Consider the following 20900-nt stretch of genomic DNA (forward strand, 5'->3'; position numbering starts at 1 on the left):
CATGCGCGACACCCTGAACGACTTCGGCCTGCCGGTGCTTGCCATCGCTGCGGCGCTGGGGGTGTTTGGTGTGTTCGTGAGTTTTTCGGGGGTCAACCCGGTCGATGTCTGGGTCTTGTTGTTCAAGGGTGCCTTTGGTGACTGGTTTTCCTGGCAGAACACCTTGCAGCGTGCAGCACCGCTGATGCTCACTGCGCTGTGTGTGGCAGTGCCTGCGCGTGCCGGGCTGGTGATCATTGGCGGGGAGGGCGCGCTGGTGCTGGGCGGGCTGGCCTGCGCTACCGTGGCCTACGCCGTGCCCTTGCCCGATGGGCTGGCTGGAACGGTCGTCATTTGCGCAGCAGGTGCCGTGGTCGGGGCCTTGTGGGTTGCGCTGGCGGGCTGGCTGCGCCAGTACCGCGGTATCAATGAGACGATCAGCAGCTTGCTGCTGGCCTATATCGCCCTGGGCCTGTTCAAACATCTGGTGGAAGGCCCGCTGCGTGATCCGGCGAGCCTGAACAAGCCCTCGACGCCGGCCGTTGCAGAGGCGCTGCGCATAGGTGGCATCGCGGGCTCCGATGTGCACTGGGGCTTGGTGCTGGGTGTGCTGGCCTGCACCGCGCTGGCGGCATGGATGCGCTGGACCGCATCGGGCTTTTCTGTGCGCGTGGTGGGGGGCAATCCGCGTACGGCCCAACTGGTGGGCTTGCCTGCATCGCGCCTGATCCTGATGGCCTGTGCCCTGGGCGGCGCCTGCGCAGGGCTGGCAGGCGCTGTGGAAGTGGCCGCTGTGCACACCAGCGCCAACACTTCTTTGATTGCGTTTTATGGCTATGCGGGCATTCTGGTGTCCTTCATGGCGCGGCACCATCCGCTGGCCATCATTCCGGTGGCGATTTTGTTTGGCGGCTTTGGTGCCGCCGGCAGCCTGCTGCAACGCAGGCTGGGCCTGCCCGATGCCTCGGTGCTGGTGCTGCAGGGCATTGCGTTTGTGATGATTCTGGCCAGCGAGGCCCTGCGTGATGTGAACTGGAAAGCGTTGGCCACCAAGCTCACCCGCCCGGCCGGGCCGACCAGCGCCCAAATGGCCATGGGAGACAAGCTGCTATGACTGCGGACCAATGGCTTGCCCTGTTTTCCGGCATTGTGGGCGGGGCCCTGCGGGTCGGCACGCCGTTTTTGTTTGTGAGTCTGGGCGAATGTTTGACCGAGAAATCGGGCCGCATCAACTTGGGGCTCGAAGGGGTGCTGGTGTTGTCGGCCATGGCGGCCTTTGGTGGCGCCTACCTGGGGGGCTCGGCATGGATCGGTGTGCTGGCCGCCGTGCTGGCCGGTGGCCTGCTGGCTGCGCTGCATGGCGCCTTGTGTTCGCTGGCGCGCGTGAACGACATTGCCACCGGCATCGCCCTGATGCTGCTGGGCACCGGGCTGGCCTTCTACCTGGGCAAGCCCCTGATCCAGCCGCAGGCACCGCAGCTGCCCGCCATCGAGCTGGGGCTGTGGAGTGATTCTTCGGCTGTGCGCTCGGCGCTACAGATCAACATCCTGCTGCCGCTGGGCCTGCTGCTGGCGGTGCTGATGGGATGGGCGTTCAAGTACACCCGCCACGGCTTGCTGGTGCGCATGGTGGGTGACTCGGCCCATGCCGCGCGGGCACTGGGCTACTCGGTGGTGGGCGTTCGCATGGCGGCCACCACGCTGGGCGGCATGGTGGCCGGCCTGGGTGGGGCATCGCTGACGCTGTTCTACCCGGGTAGCTGGAACGAGGGCATCTCCAGCGGCCAGGGCTTGATTGCCGTGGCTCTGGTGATCTTTGCACGCTGGAGCCCTTTGCGCTGTGTCGCAGCCGCGGCCCTGTTCGGTGGTGCGGGGGCTATTGGCCCGGCGCTGCAGTCGGCCGGTATCGGCTGGGGCTACCACCTGTTCAACACCGTTCCCTACGCGCTCACGCTGCTGATCCTGGTGCTGACCTGCAAGCCCGGCAGCGTGGCCCGGGGCAGTCCGGGTGAGTTGTCTGCGAACCGGTAAACCAATGCTCAAGGAATTTCGAATGCCTCGCCATGTCAATGCCAACCCCTATGCCTGGCCCTGGAACGGTGATCTGCGCCCGGACAACACAGCGCTGATTGTCATCGACATGCAGACCGACTTTTGCGGGGTCGGCGGTTATGTGGACAAGATGGGTTACGACATCTCGCTGACCCGCGCACCGATTGCACCGCTCATGACGCTGATGGCCGCCCTGCGCGCGGCGGGCTACCCGGTCATGCACACCCGCGAGGGGCATCGCCCTGACTTGTCGGACCTGCCGGCCAACAAGCGCTGGCGCTCCCGGCAGATTGGGACCGATGGTGTGGGCATTGGCGACGCCGGACCTTGCGGGCGCATTCTGGTGCGGGGCGAGCCGGGCTGGGAAATCATCCCCGAACTGGCGCCCTGGCCTGGCGAGGTGGTGATCGACAAGCCCGGCAAGGGCTCGTTTTATGCAACAGATCTGGAACTGGTGCTGCGCACCCGCGGCATCAGCAATCTGATACTGGCCGGCATCACCACCGATGTGTGTGTGCACACCACGATGCGCGATGCCAACGACAGGGGCTTTGAGTGCCTGCTGCTGTCCGACTGCACCGCCGCCACAGACCCTGGCAACCACCTGGCGGCACTGAAGATGGTCACCATGCAGGGCGGCGTATTTGGCGCGCATGCCCCCTCTGCTGCAGTCATTCAGGCGCTGGCTGACAAGGCCTGAACCATGCCCTCCGCCGCGCTCATTCCTCCCCCCAGGCCGGCCACCGGTGCACTGGCGCTGGAGACCTACCTGCTGACCAAACGCTTTGGCAGTTTCACGGCAATGGATAAGGTGAGCATGAAGGTAGAGCCCGGCACCGTGCATGCCCTGCTGGGTGAAAACGGTGCGGGCAAGAGCACGCTGGTGAAGTGTGTGGCGGGTTTCCAGCAGGCCGAAGAAGGCAGCATTCTGATTGATGGCCGGGAGCAGACCATCGCCAACCCGGTGGTGGCACGCGCCTTGGGTATTGGCATGGTGTACCAGCACTTCACCCTGGCACCCGGGATGACGGTGGCCGAGAACCTGCTGCTTGCTGCGGACCGGGTGCCGCAGGTGATTGACTGGCGGACCAAGCGTGCCGAGCTTCAGGCGTTTCTGGCCACCACGCCCTTCCAGCTGGATCTGGATGCGTGTCCGTCGGAACTGGCCGCTGGCGAAAAACAGAAGCTGGAACTGCTCAAGCAGTTGTACCTGAAACCACGCTTGCTGATACTGGACGAGCCCACCTCGGTCCTCACGCCGCAAGAGGCTGATGAAGTGCTTGGCCATGTGCGCGCGTTTGCGCGCAGCGGGCAGTGCACGGTGATCATCATCACCCACAAGTTTCGCGAGGTCACGGCTTACGCGGATACGGTCACGGTGTTGCGGCGCGGCAAGGCTGTACACCATGGCCGTGTGGCCGACACAACCCCCGCGCTACTGGCTCAGGCCATGATGGGCGTGGCACCTCAAGGCGCCGGAGATTCAGATGAAAATGTGCTTCCAGCCAGCGCAGAATATAAGCAAATAGCTACAAATAAAGTAGCAACGTCGCGTCAACCGGCCTTGCTGGTCAGCAGCCTCAAAGCCATGGGAGACCGCGGCACGCTGGCGCTGCATGGTGTGGATCTTGCGGTGGCGTGCGGCGAGATTCTGGGTGTGGCCGGGGTCTCGGGCAATGGGCAGCGTGAGTTGGTGGAGGCACTGGTGGGACAGCGTCCGCGGTTGTCAGGCCAGGTCAGTGTCATGGGGGTGCCTTATGCGGCCACCCGTGCGGAAAACCACCACCTCAAGGTGCGCAGCCTGCCAGAGGAACCCCTGCACAACGCCTGTGTGGGAGCACTCAGCGTGGCTGAGAACATGGCCCTTCGCGACTTTGACCAGGCGCCGCTGGTGCGCGCTGGTGTGCTGCGGTTTGGCGCATGGCGCCAGCGCGCGCGCGCCTGGATTGCCGAGTACGGCATCAAGACCCAGGGTGAGAACGCCCCGATTGCCAGCCTGTCGGGTGGCAACGTGCAGCGGGCCGTGCTGGCACGCGAGCTTGCGGGCGAGATCAATGTGCTGATTGCCGCCAACCCGGTCTTTGGTCTGGACTTTGCAGCGGTGGACGAGATCCACCAAAGGCTGCGCCAGGTGCGAGGCCAGGGCGCGGGCGTGTTGCTCATCAGTGAAGACCTGGATGAACTGCTGGAACTCTCTGACCGCATTGTCGTGATGAGCGAAGGCCGCATCGTGTTTGAAACCCGCACAGCGCAGGCGGACCGCAAGGTGTTGGGCGCCCACATGGGGGGCGGCACCCATCACGACAAAGCAAACCATCAAGAAGAGGCGCCAGCATGACTCAGACAGCGATCACCCTGGCTGCACAGCCATTTGACTTCTCTTGCGACTTAGCCAGCACCGCGCTGGTCATCATTGACATGCAACGCGACTTCATCGAACCCGGTGGCTTTGGCGAGACCCTGGGCAACGATGTCTCGCTGCTGTCGGCCATCGTACCGGCCTGCCAGGCGGTGCTGTCAGCATGGCGTGCGGCCGGCGGCCTGGTGGTGCACACCCGCGAGTCGCACCGGGTAGACCTGTCGGACTGTCCGCCCGCCAAGCGCAACCGGGGCAACCCGCGCCTGCGGATTGGCGACACAGGCCCGATGGGCCGCATTTTGGTGGCGGGTGAACCAGGTAACCAGATCATCCCGGCGCTGTCTCCCATGCCTGGCGAAATTGTGATCGACAAGCCGGGCAAAGGTGCCTTTTACGCCACACCGCTTCATGTGACGCTTCGCAAAAAAGGTGTGACGCATTTGATCTTCATGGGTGTGACGACCGAGGTGTGCGTACAGACCTCGATGCGCGAGGCCAATGACCGTGGCTACGATTGCCTGCTATTGACGGACTGCACCGAGAGCTACTTCCCGCAGTTCAAGGCGGCCACCGTGGACATGATTCACGCCCAGGGCGGCATCGTGGGCTGGACATCACCCAGCCAGGGTTTGCTGTCGGCCCTGACGCCCGGCCCGGCCTGAGGCACGCTGGTAGAGTTCGTGACTATGCAAACCTCAAGCCGACCGCCCGCTACTGCCAAAGTGCCCGCTGCAGCGCGTCGCTCACGCGCTGACGAAGTCTACGAGCAGCTCAAACGCGATATCGCCGAATTCAGTCTGGTGCCCGGGGACCGGTTCACGGAAAACGAAATCAGCGAACGCCTGGGCGTATCGCGCACACCCGTGCGCCAGGCCCTGGTGCGGCTGCAGCAGGAAGGTTATGTAGAGGTGCTGTTTCGCAGTGGCTGGCGGGTGCTGCCGTTTGACTTTGCCAAGTTTGAACAGCTTTACGACTTGCGCATGGTGCTGGAGACAGCCGCGGCGCACCGGCTGTGTGAAGACGCACCCAGCAGCCAGACCCCGCCGCACCGCGCCATGCTGGATGAACTGGCGGCCATCTGGCTGGTGCCGGTGGTTCGCAGAAGCACCGACACCGCGCAGGTCAGCCAGTGGGACGAATCCTTTCATTGCGCGCTGGTGGAGGCCGCAGGCAATGCCGAGATGGCCCGGGTGCACCGCGATGTGACCGAGCGCATCCGCATCATTCGCAGTCTTGACTTCACCAAGCAGGCGCGCATTGAAGCCACCTACGAGGAACATGCCAAGATTCTCAAGGCCATTCGCGCCAAGCGTGGCGACCAGGCGGCGATGCTGCTGCGCGCCCACATTGAAACCAGCCAGGCCGAGGTGCGAAAAATCACCCTGCACCAGGTTCATCTGGCACGCCAGGCCGGACGCTGAGCCGCCGACGCCCCGGCGCGGGGATTCAAGGCATGAGGTTCTCAGTAGAATCAGCCAAAAACTGCCGGGTTTCACGGCGCATTCAACGGGAGAGAAGATATGCCGATTTCAAGGGAATGCAGGCTGCATACGGGCTGTGGCGGAAGCAGTCATCCAAGTCCGGTTGCGGTGTATTGGGATACACCTCAAGCTGCACGGTGTACATCACGTTAGCTCTACTTGGGATGCTCGTATGAATCGTGCTCTTGTCATTCTTATATTTATCGCAATGGCTGGCGCAGCCCTCGGCGCAGATACTGAGGTTGCCCCTAAGGTCGTAACGATCTCGCTAAATGAAGATGTAATTTCTTTGGTAAAAGGCGCGATTTGGGTTGGCGGCATTTTTCTGGCAATTTTTGCCTTTATAGGGGTCGCATTTTTTGGTTGGGACGTACGTAAGGCGCGTTCAGTGATATCAGAAGCACAAAAAGAAATTCAAGACAGCATGGAAGTGATGAGAAAAGATGCTGCCGCGCTTAAGGAACTGAAAGAACGGTTGGAGCAAACGGGCGCAAAAGTTCAAGAGGACATTGAAAAAATTCAGCCGCCTCCCGCTCTTGTCCAAGGAACGCGCAGCAATATCGACCTTATCCGTGAAATTCTCAGAACGAGTGATTACACTTGGACGACTATTGGCAGAGTTATGAAACGAACTGGGTTAGATCGAGCAACGGCTCTCCAAGAAATTCGTGCAGCTCCTGATATTGAAATTTCTTTTGGTAAGGAAAGTCAAGATCAAATATTTCGCTTTAAGGAATCGAGCTAACTCCTCGTATATGGACTCCCCCACAAGCGCAAGAGACTGACTGATGTTTTGGCTGTTGGGGATGCGCCTGCAGTCGTATATCCGGCATCTAAAGTGGACTCTCTTAACGTCCGTGCCGACATGGAATCTGCGTCACCGGTGCGCCAGTCGGTACGAACGGCAGGCAAGCTGCCGGAAGAGTTATCGGCGTCTATCGGTGTGGGGTGAACCCGGTTGGCCATTGAATGGTCGATCAATCTCGTCGCAACGCGTGACGGCTGTTCTGGATGTTGGCGGTCAAGCTGGCATCACAAAACCCTCCCTGTTGATCTTCTTGCCAAGGCGCACGGTGGGTTCACCAAACGGTTCTTTGTCCCTGAGCGTGGCATAGCAAATGCGCGCCAGCTTGTTGGCCAGCGCGCACGCCGCCTTGTTGTCATTACCTCTTGCCTGCACATCCAGCGCCCAGCGCCGCACCCCGCAGACCTCACGTCCGGCGTTGTCCGCCAGCTTGGCCGCGCGCAATACGCTCCTGGCGCCATGCGTGAGCAGCATGCGCAGATAGCGATCCCCTTTCTTGGAGATGCGCCCCAGGTAGCGGTTGTTGCCCGAGCTGTACTCCTTGGGCGTCAGTCCAAATCAACTGGAGAAATGCCTGGCATCTTTGAAGTGACTCACATCACCCGATGTGGCTGCCACCATCGCAGTAGCTGTTAACAGGCCGATGCCTGGGATCGACAGCAGAGTGGTGCAGGCTGGATTGAGCCTGGCTAATGCTGCAAGTTCGCGCTCCAGCTGTGCGACCCGACCTTCGAGCAATCGAATCTCTTCAATCAGCAACTTGGCTGTGCCACGGATCAAATCTGGCACTGCCGTACCCGGATCGGCCAACACCCGGCTGATCGCTTCAATGCCGGTGCGTGCACCCACGGGGATGGCGATGCCAAATTCGCGGCAGAAGCCACGCAGCGCGTTGATGCGTGAGGTGCGCGTACCCATCCAAAGGCTACGGATACGGTGCATGCCCTGAAGTGCTTGTTGCTCTACAGACTTCACGCGTACCGGGCGCATGTCAGATGCACGGGCCGCTTCCAACAACGCAGCGGCATCTGCTTCATCGGTCTTGTTGCGCTTGACGTAAGCACGGATGTATTGGGTCGGCAACAGGCGCACCTCAATGCCTAGGCCATTGAGCCAGCGACCCCAATGGTGTGCCGAACCGCACGCTTCCATGATGACCAGATTGACATCCCGGTTGGCAAACCAGCGCTCGAACTGGGTGCGTGTGAGGCGCTGGGTTTCTACAATACGCCAATGTTCGTCGGCAACGGCGAGTTGAAATACGGACTTTGCAAGATCGACGGCAACGGTAGTAGCATTCATGTCGGACTCCTTTCGTTTAAAGAACTGTTCCCCACGCCAATGAAGACCAGTACGCAAATATTGCGCAAGAAGACGGGGGAGTCCATCCCATCAATCGACACGGACGTCCTATCGGCGGGTTTCGCCCGCCTACTGGCCGCCGGTCATTTCCGACGATAGGCCCCGGAATGCCACACCTGCGGCTGATCGCCCTCTTTAGCCTTGTGTGTGCGCACGGGGCGCTGGTCGTGCTGGGTCCACTGCTGCCCGAGAGCGTGGCGCCGGTGGTCGCGGGCACCATCTACTTGCCACTCTGGCCTTTAAGTTCCATCGGGCTGCCGGTTTTCGGACGAGCGGAGTCAGGTGGTTGGCCGGGGCCGAGCATGCTGGGCTGGCTCTTCGTGGCGGTGATCTGGTCCGCGCTCTGGTGGACAGTGCTTGCAGCCATAGCCAAAATTCGCACATGGCGTTGGCGGTAAGCTCGCAGGTTCATGCAAGCCCTGCTCGACACCATCGCAACGATGGAACCTTCCACCGATGCCCAGCGGCTTTTTCACGGCCGGGGCGGACTTCATCCCGGCTGCGAGCACCTGGCGCTGGATGTTTTTCCGCCGGTTTTTGTGCTGACCAGTTTTCAATCGATGGACGATGAGGCGCTGGCCATTGTCCAGTCCGCATTGGCCTCGCGCTGGCAGCAGATCGCACCGGGCCAGCCACTCAACTGGGTGTACCAGTGCAGAGCAGAGCGGCAGACCGAAACCCGGCTGATGTCTGGCGCGGTACCTGATCCGCATGAGGTCAGTGAAAACGGAACGCGCTTTCGGGTGCATGTGCTCAAGGGCCAGAACCACGGCTTGTTTCTTGATATGGCCGAGGGGCGGCGCTGGGTGCGCACGCATGTGGCAACGCATCCGGGGCTCAGGGTGCTCAACCTGTTCGCCTACACCTGTGCGTTTTCTGTAGTTGCACTGCAGGCCGGTGCGCGGCATGTGGTCAATGTCGATATGAGCCACGGGGCCATGGGCATCGGACAGCAAAATCACCAGCTCAACGGCATCACTTCCGGCGCCAGCTTTTTGGCGCACGACATTTTTACCAGCTGGGGGAAGATCTCGCGCGCGGGTCCCTATGACTTGATCATTCTGGACCCGCCGAGTTATCAGAAGGGTAGCTTCGTTGCCACCAAGGATTACGCGCGCCTGCTGCGCCGTTTGCCGGACTTGCTGATGCCTGGCGGGTATGCGCTCATCTGCCTGAACGCCCCGGAATTGGGAAGCGTCTTTGTGCACGATCAGATGCGTGAGCTGGCCCCCGAGGTGAGGTTTGTCGAGCGCATAGCCAATCCAGCGGTGTTTGCCGACGTGTCGGATGAGCGTGCGCTGAAGGTGCTTCTCTACAAACAATGATGTTGCGTTTTTGGGGAAAGGCCCTTACCCTTGCCAAAAAATGCATGGCATCGTACGCGAGCCTGTCACCAGCTTCAGGAGCCATCATGCAGACAAAGCCGATCAAGGGCCTTCGCCATTTTTCACGCATTCCGTTCAGTGCGGAAGCGATGTTGCACCTGCATGACCGCGTGTTCAGCGTGCAGCTGGTTGACATTGCGCTCAAGGGCGCGCTGGTGCAGGCTGCAACGCCCCTGGCACTGGTACCCCAGGAACAGTGTCGCCTGGTGTTGCCCCTGACCGACGGCGGTGACCCGATCGAGATGGCAGGACGGATTGTTCATTTGAACGATCTGTTGATTGGCATCGAATGCCAGGACATTGATGTGAGCAGCCTGACCCAGTTGCGCCGCCTCGTTGAATTGAACATGGGCGACGCAGGGTTGATGAACCGGGAGCTGCTGCAGCTGTTTGCAGGCCGATAGCGATCGGACGGCGCGAGCCATCACATCTGCCCGGCCGGTTCAGAACACGCTGCCCGAGGCCAGTGCCGCAGCCGCGGCGCGCGTTTCGACGCCGAGCTTTTCAAACACGTGTTCCAGGTGCTTGTTCACCGTGCGATGACTCATGCCGAGAATGTCGCCGATGTCGCGGTTGGTCTTGCCTTTGGCAAGCCATGACAGCACCTCGGTTTCGCGTGGCGTCAGGGCCGCGTTGGTCAGGCGGGACGGCGCGCTTGCGTGGGCAGCGTGCTGTTCCAGAAGCAGCATGGTCTCGCCAATGCCCACGCGCCCCATGTTGCGTACCGAAAGCTGGAAGCCATCGAGCGTCAGCAGCGACTGTGCCGCATCCACGTCCAGCGCTGTAGAGACCGAATCAGGCAGACGCCCATCTTGCGTTGCGCCGTCGATCATCTGGAGCCACAGCGCGGCTTGGGGGGAGCGCCAGGCGACCCGGCCCCTGGCATCAACCAGCACCACGCCGAAGCCGGCAACATCCACCGCGTCGCGGGCCAGTCGGGTCATGCGCGCGTTGCGGGTATGGGTATGCAGGCGGGCCACGACCTCCTGCGCGCGCAGCGGCTTGACGACATAGTCCACCCCGCCGCAGGCGAACCCTTCCAGCACATGCGGTGTTTCGGACAGGCCGGTCATGAAGATCACGGGAATGTGTGCCCATGCCGGATTCGCCTTGATTTGCCGGCAAGTGTCAAAGCCTGACAGGCCCGGCATCACGCCGTCCATCAGAATGGCGTCGGGCACGACCAGTTCAAGCCTTTGCAATGCGGCGTCGCCGTCCCGGGCCACCAGCACGGTGTAGCCTTCATTCTCCAGTGTGTCGCACAGCATGCCCAGGCTGCTGGGAGCGTCATCCACCACCAGCACAACGGGGCGTTGTGACTCAGGTGTCGCCAGCATTCTCCGCCTCCGTCAAATAGTCCAACAGGGATTCAAGCTCGTAGCGGCTGACGAAGGCGCGCAGCGTTGTGCAGACCGCATGCAGCGTCGGGTCGTCCGTGACGAAGCGGTCCAGGGCGCGGTGCACGCCATGCACGTGGCCCAGGCGTACCAGCCGGATGAGTTCAGCGCGGGCCTCTTCTGGCAAGCCGGCGCTGTTGTCCGCAGGGTTGACCGGGGTCGCTACCGGCAGCACGCCCGAGGTCACCCATTCCAGTCCGATATGGCGTTGCAAGGCATCCATCAGCTCGGATTCCAGCACTGGCTTGCCGACAAACGCCTGGCATCCGGCGGCCTTCAGGCGTGCTGGCTGGTTCTCAAAGACGTTGGCCGACACCAGAATAATGGGCAGGGTGTAGCCCTGCTTGCGGATCTCGCGCGCTGTTTCCCACCCATCCAGGTCATCCATGCTGATGTCCAGCAGGATGGCATCGGGCAAGTGGTCTTTGAGACTGCCGATGCATTCGGTACCGCTGGCCGCTTCATGCACTGTGAAACCCACGGGCGCCAGCATGCCTGCCAGCATCTGGCGCTGCACCGGCTGGTCGTCCACCACCAGCAGCGTTCTGCGCTTGCCAAAAAAGCCGGCGATCTGGTGCGGTGGGTCAGCCTGAGGGCCGGGGTCGTCAATTTCCCGCAGGTACAGGCGAACGCTGAAGGTGCTGCCCTGGCCGGGCGTGCTGTGCAGTGACAGGTCGCCCCCCATCAGCGAGGTGAGCAGCGCGGTGATGGTCAGGCCCAGGCCGGTGCCCGGCTCGCCCCGCCTGCGGCCGGCCGCGCCGCGCTCGAAAGGCAGAAAGATGCGTTGCTGATCCTGCGTCGCGATGCCGATGCCGGTATCCACCACATCAAAGCGGATCACGTCGCTGCGGCAGTCCACATGCAGGGTGACGCTGCCCCTGTCGGTGAAGCGAACCGCGTTGCTCAGCAAATTGATGATGATCTGGCGCAGTCGCTTGGCATCGGCCTGCACCCAGGCGGGCATGCGGCCGCTGTGGGTGTAATTGAAGGCAACATGTTTGGCCTCGGCCTGGGGGCGCACCATGTTGACCAGACCTTCCAGAAAATCGGGCAACGAGAGGTGGCTTGGCTCCAGCCGCAACCGGCCGGCTTCGATGCGGGCCAGGTCCAGCAGGCCGTCCACCAGCGCCAGCATGTGCTCGCCACTGCGCTGAATGGTTTGCAGGGCGTCGCGTGGCGTCGGGAGCGATGATTCACCCTTCAGCAGGATTTGCGAGTAGCCCAGAATGCTGTTGAGCGGTGTGCGCAACTCATGGGTCATGCCGGCCACGTAGCGGGTCTTGGCCTGGTTGGCCGACTCTGCCAGCTCTTTGGCGGTTTGCAGTGCCGCATCGGTGCGTCGATGGGCCTCGATCTCACGGGACAGCAGCTGGTTTTGCCGGTTCGATTCGTCTTGTGCCATGCGCCGGCTTTCGCTGCCCAGAACCACCCACCAGCTGCACACGGCAACAATCAGCAGCAGCATGGCGAACACTTTCACGAAGGCGGACCGCAGCATGGCCTCTGCATCGGCCAGCAGGGGAAAAGCGGTCTCCTGGGAATAGACCATGCCCATCACGGTGGCAAGCAGTGCGCACAATGAAAGTGTGACGATCAAATAGTGGCCGGCCCGGAAATTGACGCGGCGTGACAGGGCATTCGGAAGCAGCGCACTGAGAAAGTGCTCGGCCTGTTCGGCCGCGCGCGAGCCGGTCTTGCAGCGGTCATGGCACCGGGACTCCAGTGTGCAGCACAGCGAGCAGATGGGGGCGCCATAGACCGGGCAGCCCGCCATGTCTTCGGCTTCGAAAGAGTTTTCACACACATGGCATTTCACCATTTGGCCCGGGGCGCCCATGGCTTCGGGCTGGCGGGCAATGTAGTAGCGTCCTTGGGTGACCCATGCCAGAAATGGCGACAACACCAGTGCCGTGAACAAGGCGATGAAAGGGGAGAAGGCCTCGGCCAGCGGGCCCATGGCGCCGGAGTAGGCGACGACGGCAAGCACTGCGGCAATCAGCATGGAACCCAGGCCAACCGGGTTGACATCGTACAAGTGGGCCCGTTTGAACTCGATGCCGCGCGGGCTCAAGCCCAGGGGCTTGTTGATGACCAGATCCGCGACCAGGGCACCCACCCATGCAATGGCGACATTGCTGTAGAGGCCCAGCACTTTTTCCAGCGCAGAAAATACGCCCAGAGTCATCAGCATCAGGGCAATGGCGACATTGAATACCAGCCACACCACCCGCCCCGGGTGGCTGTGGGTAAGGCGCGCAAAGAAGTTCGACCACGCGAGTGAACCCGCGTAGGCATTGGTGAGGTTGATCTTGAGTTGGGACAGCACGACGAACAGGACCGTGGCCGCCAGCACCCAGGCCGGGTCGGTAAACACGTAGGCGAACCCGGCCAGGTACATCTGGGTGGGCTCCACGGCCTTACTGACGGGCAATTCGTGTTGCAGCGCCAGAAACGCCAGAAAGGCCCCGCCCAGCATCTTGAGCATGCCCAGCACAATCCAGCCCGGGCCGGCCATCAGCACGGCGCCCCACCAGCGTTTGCGGTTGGCATGTGTTTTTTCGGGCAGAAAGCGCAAAAAGTCCACTTGCTCACCAATCTGCACCACAAGAGAGAATGCCACCGTCGCGGCTGCACCAAACATGAGCGGATTGAAGTCGCTGCTGCCCGAGGTGTGGCCGACCAGCCCGGTGAAATCAGAAAAAGCCTGGGGATTCTTCCACAGGACGGCAAGGTAGGGCAGCAGCAGCAACAGGCCCCACACCGGCTGCGTCCACATCTGCAGTTTGGAGATCAGGGTAATGCCCCGTACGACAAAAGGCACGATCACCAAGGCGCTGATGACATAGCACCAGGCAATGGGGATGGCGAGGTACATCTGCAGCGCCAGCGCCATGATGGCCGCTTCCAGCGCAAAGAAGATGAACGTGAAGCTGGCATAGATCAGGGACGTGATGGTGGAGCCCAGGTAGCCAAAGCCAGCGCCTCGGGTCAGCAAGTCCATGTCCACGCCATAGCGGGCAGCGTAGTAGCTGATGGGCAAACCGGTCAGAAACGTGACCAGCCCGACCATCAGAATCGCCCACACCGCATTCGTGAAGCCGTAGTTGAGCGCAATGGCGCCGCCAATGGCCTCCAGCGCCAGGAACGACACGGCACCAAAGGCGGTATTGGCCACCCGCCATTCTGACCACTTGCGAAAGCCGCGTGGCGTGTAGCGCAGGGCGTAGTCTTCAATCGACTCGTCGGCGACCCAGGAGTTGTACTCGCGGCGGATTCGAAATATTTTTTGCGTGGCAAGGGTCAATGGGCTCTCCCGGGGGGACAGGCATTAAGCGCAAGAACCGTGCCCGGCACTTTCGGCATCAGGCACGCAGCTTGACTACGTTGATTGACGTATTGGGCGAATGCGTCGTTGTGCAGATGATTCATCTCACCAAACGCAATTTCTTCCATCTTTTTTCATCAACCGCAGGAGCTCACCATGTCAAACGACCATCGCGATACACCTTCATCCAACAGCCGGCGTCGCCTCATGCAGGGCATGGCCGCGCTGCCCCTGGCCTCACTTCCCATGTGGGCCATGTCTCAGGCTTCGCAGTTCCCCACTGCCAAGGTCAATACGACCAAACTGGCCGTCACCGATACCGAAGTCACCGTGGGCCAGTTGCATTCGTCCAGCGGCACCATGGCGATCTCCGAAACGGGCTCCATCCAGGCCGAGCAACTCGCCATCGATCAGATCAACGCCATGGGTGGCGTGCTGGGGCGCAAGATCAAGGTGATCAAGGAAGACGGCGCATCCGACTGGCCCACATTCGCTGAAAAAAGCAAAAAATTGCTGGTCAACGACAAGGTGGCCGCGGTGTTTGGCTGCTGGACCTCGGCCTCGCGCAAGGCTGTGCTGCCGATTTTCGAAAAAGAAAATGGCATGTTGTACTACCCGACTTTCTACGAAGGCCTGGAGCAGAGCAAGAACGTGATCTACACCGGCCAGGAAGCCACGCAGCAGATCCTGTACGGCCTGGATTGGGCATCCAAAGAGAAGAAGGCCAAGACCTTCTTCCTGGTGGGGTCCGACTACATCTGGCCCCGTACGTCGATGAAGATCGGGCGCAAGCACATCGAAGGTCACCTGCCAGCGGGCAGCAAGGTGGTGGGGGAGGAATACTACCCGCTGGGCAGTACCAACTTCAACTCGCTGATCAACAAGATCAAGGTTGCCAAGCCCGACTGCATTTTCATTGCCGTGGTCGGTGGCTCCAACGTTGCGTTCTACAAGCAGCTCAAGGCCGCAGGCGTTACCGCCAAGACGCAGTTCCTGCTGACCATCTCGGTGACCGAAGACGAGGTACTGGGCATTGGCGGCGAGAACATGGAAGGCTTCTATGCCTCCATGAAGTATTTCCAGTCGCTGGACAACGCCAACAACAAGGCCTTTGTGTCCGCCTTCAAGGCCAAGTACGGCAAGGACGCGGTGATTGGCGACGTGACCCAAGCCGGCTACCTGGGCCCCTGGCTCTGGAAGGCTACGGTAGAGAAGGCGGGCAGTTTCGATGTGGACAAGATCGCCGCTGCATCCGCTGGCATTGAGCTCAAGACCGCACCGGAAGGCTACGTCAAGCTGCACGAGAACCACCACCTGTGGAGCAAGGCGCGCATTGGACAGGCGCAGGCCAATGGACAGTTCAAGGTGGTTGCTGAATCGACGGCACTGATCGAGCCCAATCCCTTCCCCAAGGGCTACCAATAGAGGGCTGATTCCCGACCGGCTTGCATCTGCTTCAGCGCAGGCGCAAGCCGGGCAGGGATGTCACGAGCCAAGACACTTTTCACACCATCCGTTTCGGAGCCCATCATGTCACCTTCTGAAATGCTCAACATTGGCCTCATGCAGGGCTTTGCCGGCTTGAGCCTGTTTTCCGTCCTGTTGCTGATGGGACTGGGCCTGGCCATTATTTTTGGACAGATGGGCGTGATCAACATGGCGCATGGCGAGTTCATGACCATTGGCGCCTACACCATTTACCTGTTTTCCAATCTGGCCGAGGCTTACGCGCCCAAGCTGGTGCAGGCCTATTTCCCTTTCGCCATTGCTGCAGCCTTCCTGTTTGCATTTGCTGTTGGCTGGCTGGCCGAGTGGGCCTTTATCCGCCATCTCTACAAGCGACCGCTTGATACCCTGCTGGCCACCTGGGGGCTTTCGCTGGGCATGCAGCAGATCTTCAGAACGACCTTTGGTGCCAAAGAGGTGAGCCCGACCTTGCCGGATTGGTTGATGGGCTCCTGGGCTCCCGCGCCAGGCCTGGATATTCCGATCAACGGCATGTTCGTCATGGCGCTCACGCTGCTGGTGACCGGCGGCGTGTTGATCGCGCTTTACAAGTCACGCTGGGGCCTGCGGGTGCGCGCCACGGTGGCGAACCGCGTCATGGCCAATGCCATTGGCATCAACACCAGCAAGACCGACCGGCTGACATTTGCCATTGGCTGCGGCATTGCCGGTGTCGCGGGTGCGGCCTTCACCACCATTGGCTCCACCGGCCCGACCAGCGGTTCGCTCTACATCGTGGATGCCTTCCTGGTGGTGACCTTTGGCGGCGCGGCAAGCCTGTTGGGCACCGTTGTGTCGGCTTTCGGCATTGCGCAAACGCAATCCATTGCGGAGTTCTTTATCACCGGCTCCATGGCCAAAGTGCTCACGCTGATGCTGGTCGTGACCATCCTGATGCTGCGTCCCCAGGGGCTGTTTGCATCCAAGGTGCGCCGCTGATCCCCGTCACGCAATCGATATCAAAAACCGGAGTATCAAATGAACAGTATCAAGCAATGGGTGGAAAGAAACACCATGGGCAGCGTCTTGTTGCTGGCAGCGGTTTTGCTGGTAGCGTTTCCCCTGGCTCTGGATTTGTTTCGCCTGAATCTGGTCGGCAAGTACCTGAGCTACGCGTTCGTGGCCCTGGGCCTGGTGATGCTGTGGGGCTATGGCGGTGTGCTGAGCCTGGGGCAGGGCGTTTTCTTTGGTCTGGGCGGCTATGCCATGGCCATGTTTCTCAAGCTCGAAGCCAGTGACCCCATCACCACCAAGATCCAGTCCACACCCGGTATTCCGGATTTCATGGACTGGAACCAGATCACGGCGTTGCCGCTGTGGTGGGAGCCCTTCCGCTCTTTTCCGCTGACGCTGCTGATCATTGTTGTGGTGCCCACGCTGCTGGCCTTCATCATCGGCTACGCCATGTTCAAGCGTCGGGTGGGCGGAGTGTACTTTGCCATCATAACCCAGGCGGTGGCCTTGATTCTCACGGTGCTGATTGTGGGCCAGCAGGGCTATACCGGCGGCGTCAACGGCATGACCGACCTGAAGACCATCCTGGGCTGGGATACCCGCACCGACAGTGCCAAGTACATCCTCTACTTCGTCACAGTGGGTCTGTTGCTGGGCTCGATCGTACTGTGCGCCTGGATTCAAAAGAGCAAGCTGGGCACCTTGTTGTTGGCCATGCGTGACAAGGAGGACCGGGTGCGCTTCTCCGGCTACGACGTGGCGATGTTCCGGGTGTTCACCTTCTGCTTTGCAGCGCTGTTGTCGGCAGTTGGCGGTGCCATGTTCACGCTGCAAGTCGGTTTCATGTCGCCTTCTCTGGTGGGTATCGTGCCCTCGATCGAGATGGTGATCTTTGCCGCGGTGGGCGGACGCATGTCGCTGGTGGGCGCGGTGTATGGCACCTTGCTGGTGAACTTCGGCAAGACCTATTTCTCCGAGACCTTTCCGGATCTGTGGCTGTTCCTCATGGCGGCCATGTTTCTGGGCGTGGTCCTGGCATTCCCTGACGGCCTGGCTGGCGTTTACAACAACCGCGTCAAGCCCTGGGTGGCCAAGCGCTGGGCGGCCCGCCGCAAACCCGTGGTGGTGGCGAAGGCTGCGAGTGAGGCACCCAACTTGCCTGCAGGCTTGAGCAAGCAGAACACCTGAAACAACGCAAAGGAGATCTGCCATGAAAAAAACCGATTTCGTATTGACGGTCGAGGACTTGACGGTGTCCTTCGACGGCTTCAAGGCCATTGACAAGCTCAACCTGTATGTGGACCAGAATGAACTGCGCGTCATCATTGGTCCGAATGGCGCTGGCAAGACCACTCTGCTGGATTTGATTTGCGGCAGAACCCGGGCCAGTGCCGGCAGCATCAAGTTCAAAAACGATGAGATGACCACGCTGCCCGAGTACCAGATTGTTCGATCCGGCATTGGCCGCAAGTTCCAGACACCATCCATTTATGAAAACCTGAGCGTTTTCCAGAACCTGGAAGTTTCATTCCCGCGCGGACGTGATGTGTTCGGTGCCCTGTTTTTCAAGTGCACCGAGGAGGTCAAGTCACGCGTGCAGTCCGTGGCCGAGGAGATCGGGCTGGCCGATCAGCTTGAAGTGGAAGCCGGTTTGCTGTCGCACGGTCAAAAGCAGTGGCTGGAGATTGGCATGCTGCTGATGCAGGACCCGGAACTGCTGATGCTCGATGAGCCTATTGCCGGTATGAGTGTGCGCGAGCGCGAGCTGACCGCTGAGTTGCTCAAGCGCATCTGCAAGGGGCGCGCCATGATCGTGATTGAGCACGACATGGAGTTCGTCAAGCGCATCGCAGACAAGGTCACCGTCATGCACCAGGGAAAAATCCTGGCTGAGGGTTCGATGGAAAAAGTACAAGCCGATCCGCGTGTGATCGATGTGTATCTGGGCCACTGAGGAGAACACCATGCTGAATGTCACCAACCTTCATGTCAGTTACGGGCAGAGCGAAGCACTGCACGGCATTTCGTTCACGGCAAACAAGAACGAAACCGTGGCCATCATGGGTCGCAATGGCATGGGTAAGACCACGCTGTTCAAGTCGCTCATCGGCATCCTGCCGCTCAAATCGGGAACGATTAACGTTGATGACAAGGACATCTCCAGGGACGAGAGCTACAAGCGCGTGGCCAAGGGCGTGGCTTATGTGCCCCAGGGCCGCATGATCTTCCCGACGCTCACAGTCGAAGAAAACATCCAGACCGGTCTTGAGAATGCTCGTCACAAGCAGATTCCAGACGAAATCTACGCGCTGTTCCCGGTGCTGTTCGAGATGCGTGGTCGCAAGGGCGGCAACCTTTCTGGGGGGCAGCAGCAACAGTTGGCCATTGCCCGCGCCTTGGTGACCAATCCCAAAGTCCTGCTGCTGGATGAGCCCACCGAGGGAATTCAGCCATCCATCATCAAGGACATCGCCAAGGCGCTCAACGAAATCCGCAAGATGCGGGAGATCACCATCATCGTGTCAGAGCAGGTCTTGAGCTTTGCCATGGAAGTGGCGGACCGCTTGTTTGTCATCGAGGGCGGCCATCTGGTGCATGAGAGCACGCGCGCCGACACCGACACGGCGCGCATCAAGCAGTTCCTATCGGTTTGAACGATTTTTTGTTTTCTTACTACTTACTCCAGGAGAAATGACATGACAGACACATTGATCAAAGTTGACCTCACCAAGTCCCCGACTGAAAACGAGAACATTCACAACCGTTGGCACCCGGACATCCCGATGGCATGCTGGGTCAATCCGGGTGATGACTTCATCCTGGAAACCTTCGACTGGACCGGTGGCTTCATCAAGAACAACGACAGCGCTGATGACGTGCGCGATATAGACCTGAGCACGGTGCATTACCTGTCGGGTCCAGTAGGGGTGAAGGGGGCGGAGCCCGGCGACCTGCTGGTGGTCGACCTGCTGGATATTGGTGCCAAGCAGGACAGCCTGTGGGGCTTCAATGGGTTCTTCAGCAAAAAGAATGGCGGAGGCTTTCTGACGGAGCACTTTCCTGAGGCGCAGAAATCGATCTGGGACTTCAAGGGTATGTTCACCAGCTCGCGTCATATTCCGGGTGTGAATTTTGCGGGACTGATTCACCCAGGCCTCATTGGGTGCCTGCCTGACAAGAAAATGCTCGACATATGGAATACACGTGAGCAGAACCTGATCGACACCGACCCAAGCGCCGGCCTGGCCAATCCACCCTCGGCCGGCACCGCCCACATGGGCAAGATGACTGGCGAAGCCCGCGCCAAGGCAGCGGCAGAGGGCGCGCGCACCGTACCTCCGCGCGAACACGGCGGCAACTGCGACATCAAGGATTTGTCGCGTGGCTCCAAAGTGTTCTTCCCGGTGTATGTGGACGGCGCGGGTCTTTCCGTGGGCGATCTTCACTTCAGCCAGGGTGATGGCGAGATCACCTTCTGCGGTGCCATCGAGATGGCGGGCTGGGTACACATGAAGGTGACCCTGATCAAAGGTGGCATGGCCAAGTACGGCATCAAGAACCCGATCTTCAAGCCCAGCGTTATTACGCCGGCTTACAACGACTATCTGATCTTCGAAGGCATCTCGGTCGACGAGACGGGCAAGCAGTACTACCTGGATGTGAATGTGGCATACCGCCAAGCCTGTCTCAACGCCATCGAGTACCTGAAGAAGTTTGGTTACTCCGGTGCTCAGGCCTATTCCATTCTGGGCACTGCGCCGGTTCAGGGCCATATCAGCGGGGTGGTGGATGTGCCCAACGCCTGTGCCACGCTGTGGCTGCCCACGCAGATCTTCGAGTTCGACATCAACCCGAACGCGTTTGGACCAGTGAAGCACATCGACGGCAAGATCGACATGCCTTTGTCGCACGATCTGATCTGAAAAAAAATACGGAGGCGATTCCTATGCCAACCTATGACTACGCTTGCCCCCAGTGCGGGGGCTTTGACGCCTTTCGTACGCTGGCTGCACGCAATGAGGCCGCTGCCTGCCCCGACTGCGGCAGCGCCTCTTTGCGCGTCTTTGCCACCGCTCCGCGTCTGGCCTTGATGGAAGGCAGCACGCGCCGGGCCATGGACGCCAACGAGCGCGCTCGGCATGAGCCCAAGCGCTCAGGCGACTATGCACGCCTCAAGCACCCGGCGGGCTGCGGTTGTTGCTCCACTGCCAAACGTGGAGCCACGGTAACCGCGCCCAACGGCAACAAGGCATTCCCGAGCAAGCGGCCCTGGATGATCAGCCATTGAGCGAACG

19 protein-coding genes and 1 pseudogene are annotated in these 20900 nt (G+C 60.6%); 16 read left to right on the forward strand and 4 right to left on the reverse strand.

Annotation, left to right across the window (positions count from 1 at the left end; translation table 11 throughout):
• Position 1 precedes the first annotated feature (1 nt).
• The 7 genes from IV109_RS03125 to IV109_RS03155 all read left to right on the forward strand — a co-directional run bounded on the left by IV109_RS03125 (position 2) and on the right by IV109_RS03155 (position 6616).
• A complete protein-coding gene (locus tag IV109_RS03125; RefSeq protein WP_296691933.1) occupies positions 2-1093 on the forward strand; it encodes an ABC transporter permease in 1092 nt (363 codons plus the stop codon).
• A complete protein-coding gene (locus tag IV109_RS03130; RefSeq protein WP_296691935.1) occupies positions 1090-2010 on the forward strand; it encodes an ABC transporter permease in 921 nt (306 codons plus the stop codon). The genes IV109_RS03125 and IV109_RS03130 overlap by 4 nt, the downstream gene beginning before the upstream one ends.
• A 22-nt stretch (positions 2011-2032) precedes the next feature.
• Positions 2033-2731, forward strand: a complete 699-nt coding sequence (locus IV109_RS03135; protein ID WP_296691938.1) for an isochorismatase family cysteine hydrolase — start codon at positions 2033-2035, stop codon at positions 2729-2731.
• Positions 2732-2734: 3 nt separating this feature from the next.
• Entirely contained in the window at positions 2735-4369 is a 1635-nt protein-coding gene (locus IV109_RS03140) for an ABC transporter ATP-binding protein (protein WP_296691942.1), read from the forward strand.
• Positions 4366-5052: an isochorismatase family cysteine hydrolase gene (locus IV109_RS03145; RefSeq protein ID WP_296691945.1), complete on the forward strand. Its 687-nt coding sequence runs from the start codon at positions 4366-4368 to the stop codon at positions 5050-5052. Before IV109_RS03140 ends, IV109_RS03145 begins: the two co-directional genes overlap by 4 nt.
• 24 nt (positions 5053-5076) lie before the next feature.
• A complete protein-coding gene (locus IV109_RS03150; RefSeq protein WP_296691950.1) occupies positions 5077-5811 on the forward strand; it encodes a GntR family transcriptional regulator in 735 nt (244 codons plus the stop codon).
• A 232-nt stretch (positions 5812-6043) separates the two neighbouring features.
• Positions 6044-6616, forward strand: a complete 573-nt coding sequence (locus IV109_RS03155) for a hypothetical protein (RefSeq protein ID WP_296691954.1) — start codon at positions 6044-6046, stop codon at positions 6614-6616.
• Positions 6617-6892: 276 nt separating this feature from the next.
• Here the strand turns inward: IV109_RS03155 and IV109_RS03160 are convergent.
• Positions 6893-7978 (reverse strand): annotated as a pseudogene (locus IV109_RS03160) (IS110 family transposase).
• Between the two features lie 280 nt (positions 7979-8258).
• On the reverse strand, positions 8259-8450 hold the full coding sequence (locus IV109_RS03165) for a hypothetical protein (protein ID WP_296691955.1): 192 nt from the start codon (positions 8448-8450) through the stop codon (positions 8259-8261).
• On the opposite strand from IV109_RS03165, the gene IV109_RS03170 reads away from it, so the two are divergent.
• Entirely contained in the window at positions 8449-9363 is a 915-nt protein-coding gene (locus tag IV109_RS03170; protein ID WP_296691959.1) for a class I SAM-dependent methyltransferase, read from the forward strand. The genes IV109_RS03165 and IV109_RS03170 overlap by 2 nt on opposite strands.
• 86 nt (positions 9364-9449) lie before the next feature.
• The gene (locus IV109_RS03175; RefSeq protein WP_296691964.1) at positions 9450-9827 is read left to right on the forward strand and encodes a PilZ domain-containing protein; all 378 of its coding nucleotides are present in this window, start codon (positions 9450-9452) and stop codon (positions 9825-9827) included.
• Between the two features lie 39 nt (positions 9828-9866).
• Here the strand turns inward: IV109_RS03175 and IV109_RS03180 are convergent, their stop codons facing one another.
• Together IV109_RS03180 and IV109_RS03185 are read right to left on the reverse strand one after the other, a co-directional pair.
• Positions 9867-10760: a response regulator transcription factor gene (locus IV109_RS03180; protein ID WP_296691967.1), complete on the reverse strand. Its 894-nt coding sequence runs from the start codon at positions 10758-10760 to the stop codon at positions 9867-9869.
• A complete protein-coding gene (locus IV109_RS03185; RefSeq protein WP_296691969.1) occupies positions 10744-14124 on the reverse strand; it encodes an ATP-binding protein in 3381 nt (1126 codons plus the stop codon). The genes IV109_RS03180 and IV109_RS03185 overlap by 17 nt, the downstream gene beginning before the upstream one ends.
• 177 nt (positions 14125-14301) lie before the next feature.
• Between IV109_RS03185 and urtA the strand changes: the two genes are divergently transcribed.
• The 7 genes from urtA (at position 14302) to IV109_RS03220 (ending at position 20893) form a co-directional block, all read left to right on the forward strand.
• Positions 14302-15570 (forward strand): urea ABC transporter substrate-binding protein, encoded by a 1269-nt coding sequence (gene urtA / locus IV109_RS03190; protein WP_296691972.1) that lies wholly within the window; start codon positions 14302-14304, stop codon positions 15568-15570.
• A 105-nt stretch (positions 15571-15675) separates the two neighbouring features.
• Positions 15676-16590 carry an urea ABC transporter permease subunit UrtB gene (gene urtB, locus IV109_RS03195; protein ID WP_296691975.1) on the forward strand — a complete coding sequence of 305 codons (915 nt, stop codon included), beginning with the start codon at positions 15676-15678 and terminating at the stop codon, positions 16588-16590.
• 39 nt (positions 16591-16629) lie between these two features.
• The gene (urtC, locus tag IV109_RS03200; RefSeq protein ID WP_296691978.1) at positions 16630-17793 is read left to right on the forward strand and encodes an urea ABC transporter permease subunit UrtC; all 1164 of its coding nucleotides are present in this window, start codon (positions 16630-16632) and stop codon (positions 17791-17793) included.
• 22 nt (positions 17794-17815) lie between these two features.
• Positions 17816-18559 carry an urea ABC transporter ATP-binding protein UrtD gene (gene urtD, locus IV109_RS03205; protein ID WP_296691983.1) on the forward strand — a complete coding sequence of 248 codons (744 nt, stop codon included), beginning with the start codon at positions 17816-17818 and terminating at the stop codon, positions 18557-18559.
• 10 nt (positions 18560-18569) lie between these two features.
• Positions 18570-19259, forward strand: coding sequence for an urea ABC transporter ATP-binding subunit UrtE (urtE, locus tag IV109_RS03210; RefSeq protein ID WP_296691988.1), 690 nt, complete (start codon positions 18570-18572; stop codon positions 19257-19259).
• Positions 19260-19301: 42 nt separating this feature from the next.
• Positions 19302-20528 (forward strand): formamidase, encoded by a 1227-nt coding sequence (gene fmdA / locus IV109_RS03215; RefSeq protein ID WP_296691993.1) that lies wholly within the window; start codon positions 19302-19304, stop codon positions 20526-20528.
• A 23-nt stretch (positions 20529-20551) separates the two neighbouring features.
• Positions 20552-20893 (forward strand): zinc ribbon domain-containing protein, encoded by a 342-nt coding sequence (locus IV109_RS03220; RefSeq protein ID WP_296691997.1) that lies wholly within the window; start codon positions 20552-20554, stop codon positions 20891-20893.
• The last annotated feature ends 7 nt before the right edge of the window (positions 20894-20900 follow it).

It is taken from the genome of Rhodoferax sp. (assembly GCF_018780565.1).
In the GTDB taxonomy this organism is placed as follows: domain Bacteria; phylum Pseudomonadota; class Gammaproteobacteria; order Burkholderiales; family Burkholderiaceae_C; genus Rhodoferax.

Bases quoted from the DNA above. Each gene is read 5' to 3' on its own strand.
- fmdA (WP_296691993.1), top strand. From the start codon at position 19,302: ATGACAGACACATTGATCAAAGTTGACCTCACCAAGTCCCCGACTGAA.
- IV109_RS03175 (WP_296691964.1), top strand. From the start codon at position 9,450: ATGCAGACAAAGCCGATCAAGGGCCTTCGCCATTTTTCACGCATTCCG.
- urtA (WP_296691972.1), top strand. From the start codon at position 14,302: ATGTCAAACGACCATCGCGATACACCTTCATCCAACAGCCGGCGTCGC.
- IV109_RS03165 (WP_296691955.1), bottom strand. From the start codon at position 8,450: ATGAACCTGCGAGCTTACCGCCAACGCCATGTGCGAATTTTGGCTATG.
- IV109_RS03150 (WP_296691950.1), top strand. From the start codon at position 5,077: ATGCAAACCTCAAGCCGACCGCCCGCTACTGCCAAAGTGCCCGCTGCA.
- IV109_RS03155 (WP_296691954.1), top strand. From the start codon at position 6,044: ATGAATCGTGCTCTTGTCATTCTTATATTTATCGCAATGGCTGGCGCA.
- urtD (WP_296691983.1), top strand. From the start codon at position 17,816: ATGAAAAAAACCGATTTCGTATTGACGGTCGAGGACTTGACGGTGTCC.
- IV109_RS03140 (WP_296691942.1), top strand. From the start codon at position 2,735: ATGCCCTCCGCCGCGCTCATTCCTCCCCCCAGGCCGGCCACCGGTGCA.
- IV109_RS03130 (WP_296691935.1), top strand. From the start codon at position 1,090: ATGACTGCGGACCAATGGCTTGCCCTGTTTTCCGGCATTGTGGGCGGG.
- IV109_RS03125 (WP_296691933.1), top strand. From the start codon at position 2: ATGCGCGACACCCTGAACGACTTCGGCCTGCCGGTGCTTGCCATCGCT.
- IV109_RS03180 (WP_296691967.1), bottom strand. From the start codon at position 10,760: ATGCTGGCGACACCTGAGTCACAACGCCCCGTTGTGCTGGTGGTGGAT.
- IV109_RS03170 (WP_296691959.1), top strand. From the start codon at position 8,449: ATGCAAGCCCTGCTCGACACCATCGCAACGATGGAACCTTCCACCGAT.
- urtB (WP_296691975.1), top strand. From the start codon at position 15,676: ATGTCACCTTCTGAAATGCTCAACATTGGCCTCATGCAGGGCTTTGCC.
- urtE (WP_296691988.1), top strand. From the start codon at position 18,570: ATGCTGAATGTCACCAACCTTCATGTCAGTTACGGGCAGAGCGAAGCA.
- IV109_RS03145 (WP_296691945.1), top strand. From the start codon at position 4,366: ATGACTCAGACAGCGATCACCCTGGCTGCACAGCCATTTGACTTCTCT.
- IV109_RS03135 (WP_296691938.1), top strand. From the start codon at position 2,033: ATGCCTCGCCATGTCAATGCCAACCCCTATGCCTGGCCCTGGAACGGT.
- urtC (WP_296691978.1), top strand. From the start codon at position 16,630: ATGAACAGTATCAAGCAATGGGTGGAAAGAAACACCATGGGCAGCGTC.
- IV109_RS03220 (WP_296691997.1), top strand. From the start codon at position 20,552: ATGCCAACCTATGACTACGCTTGCCCCCAGTGCGGGGGCTTTGACGCC.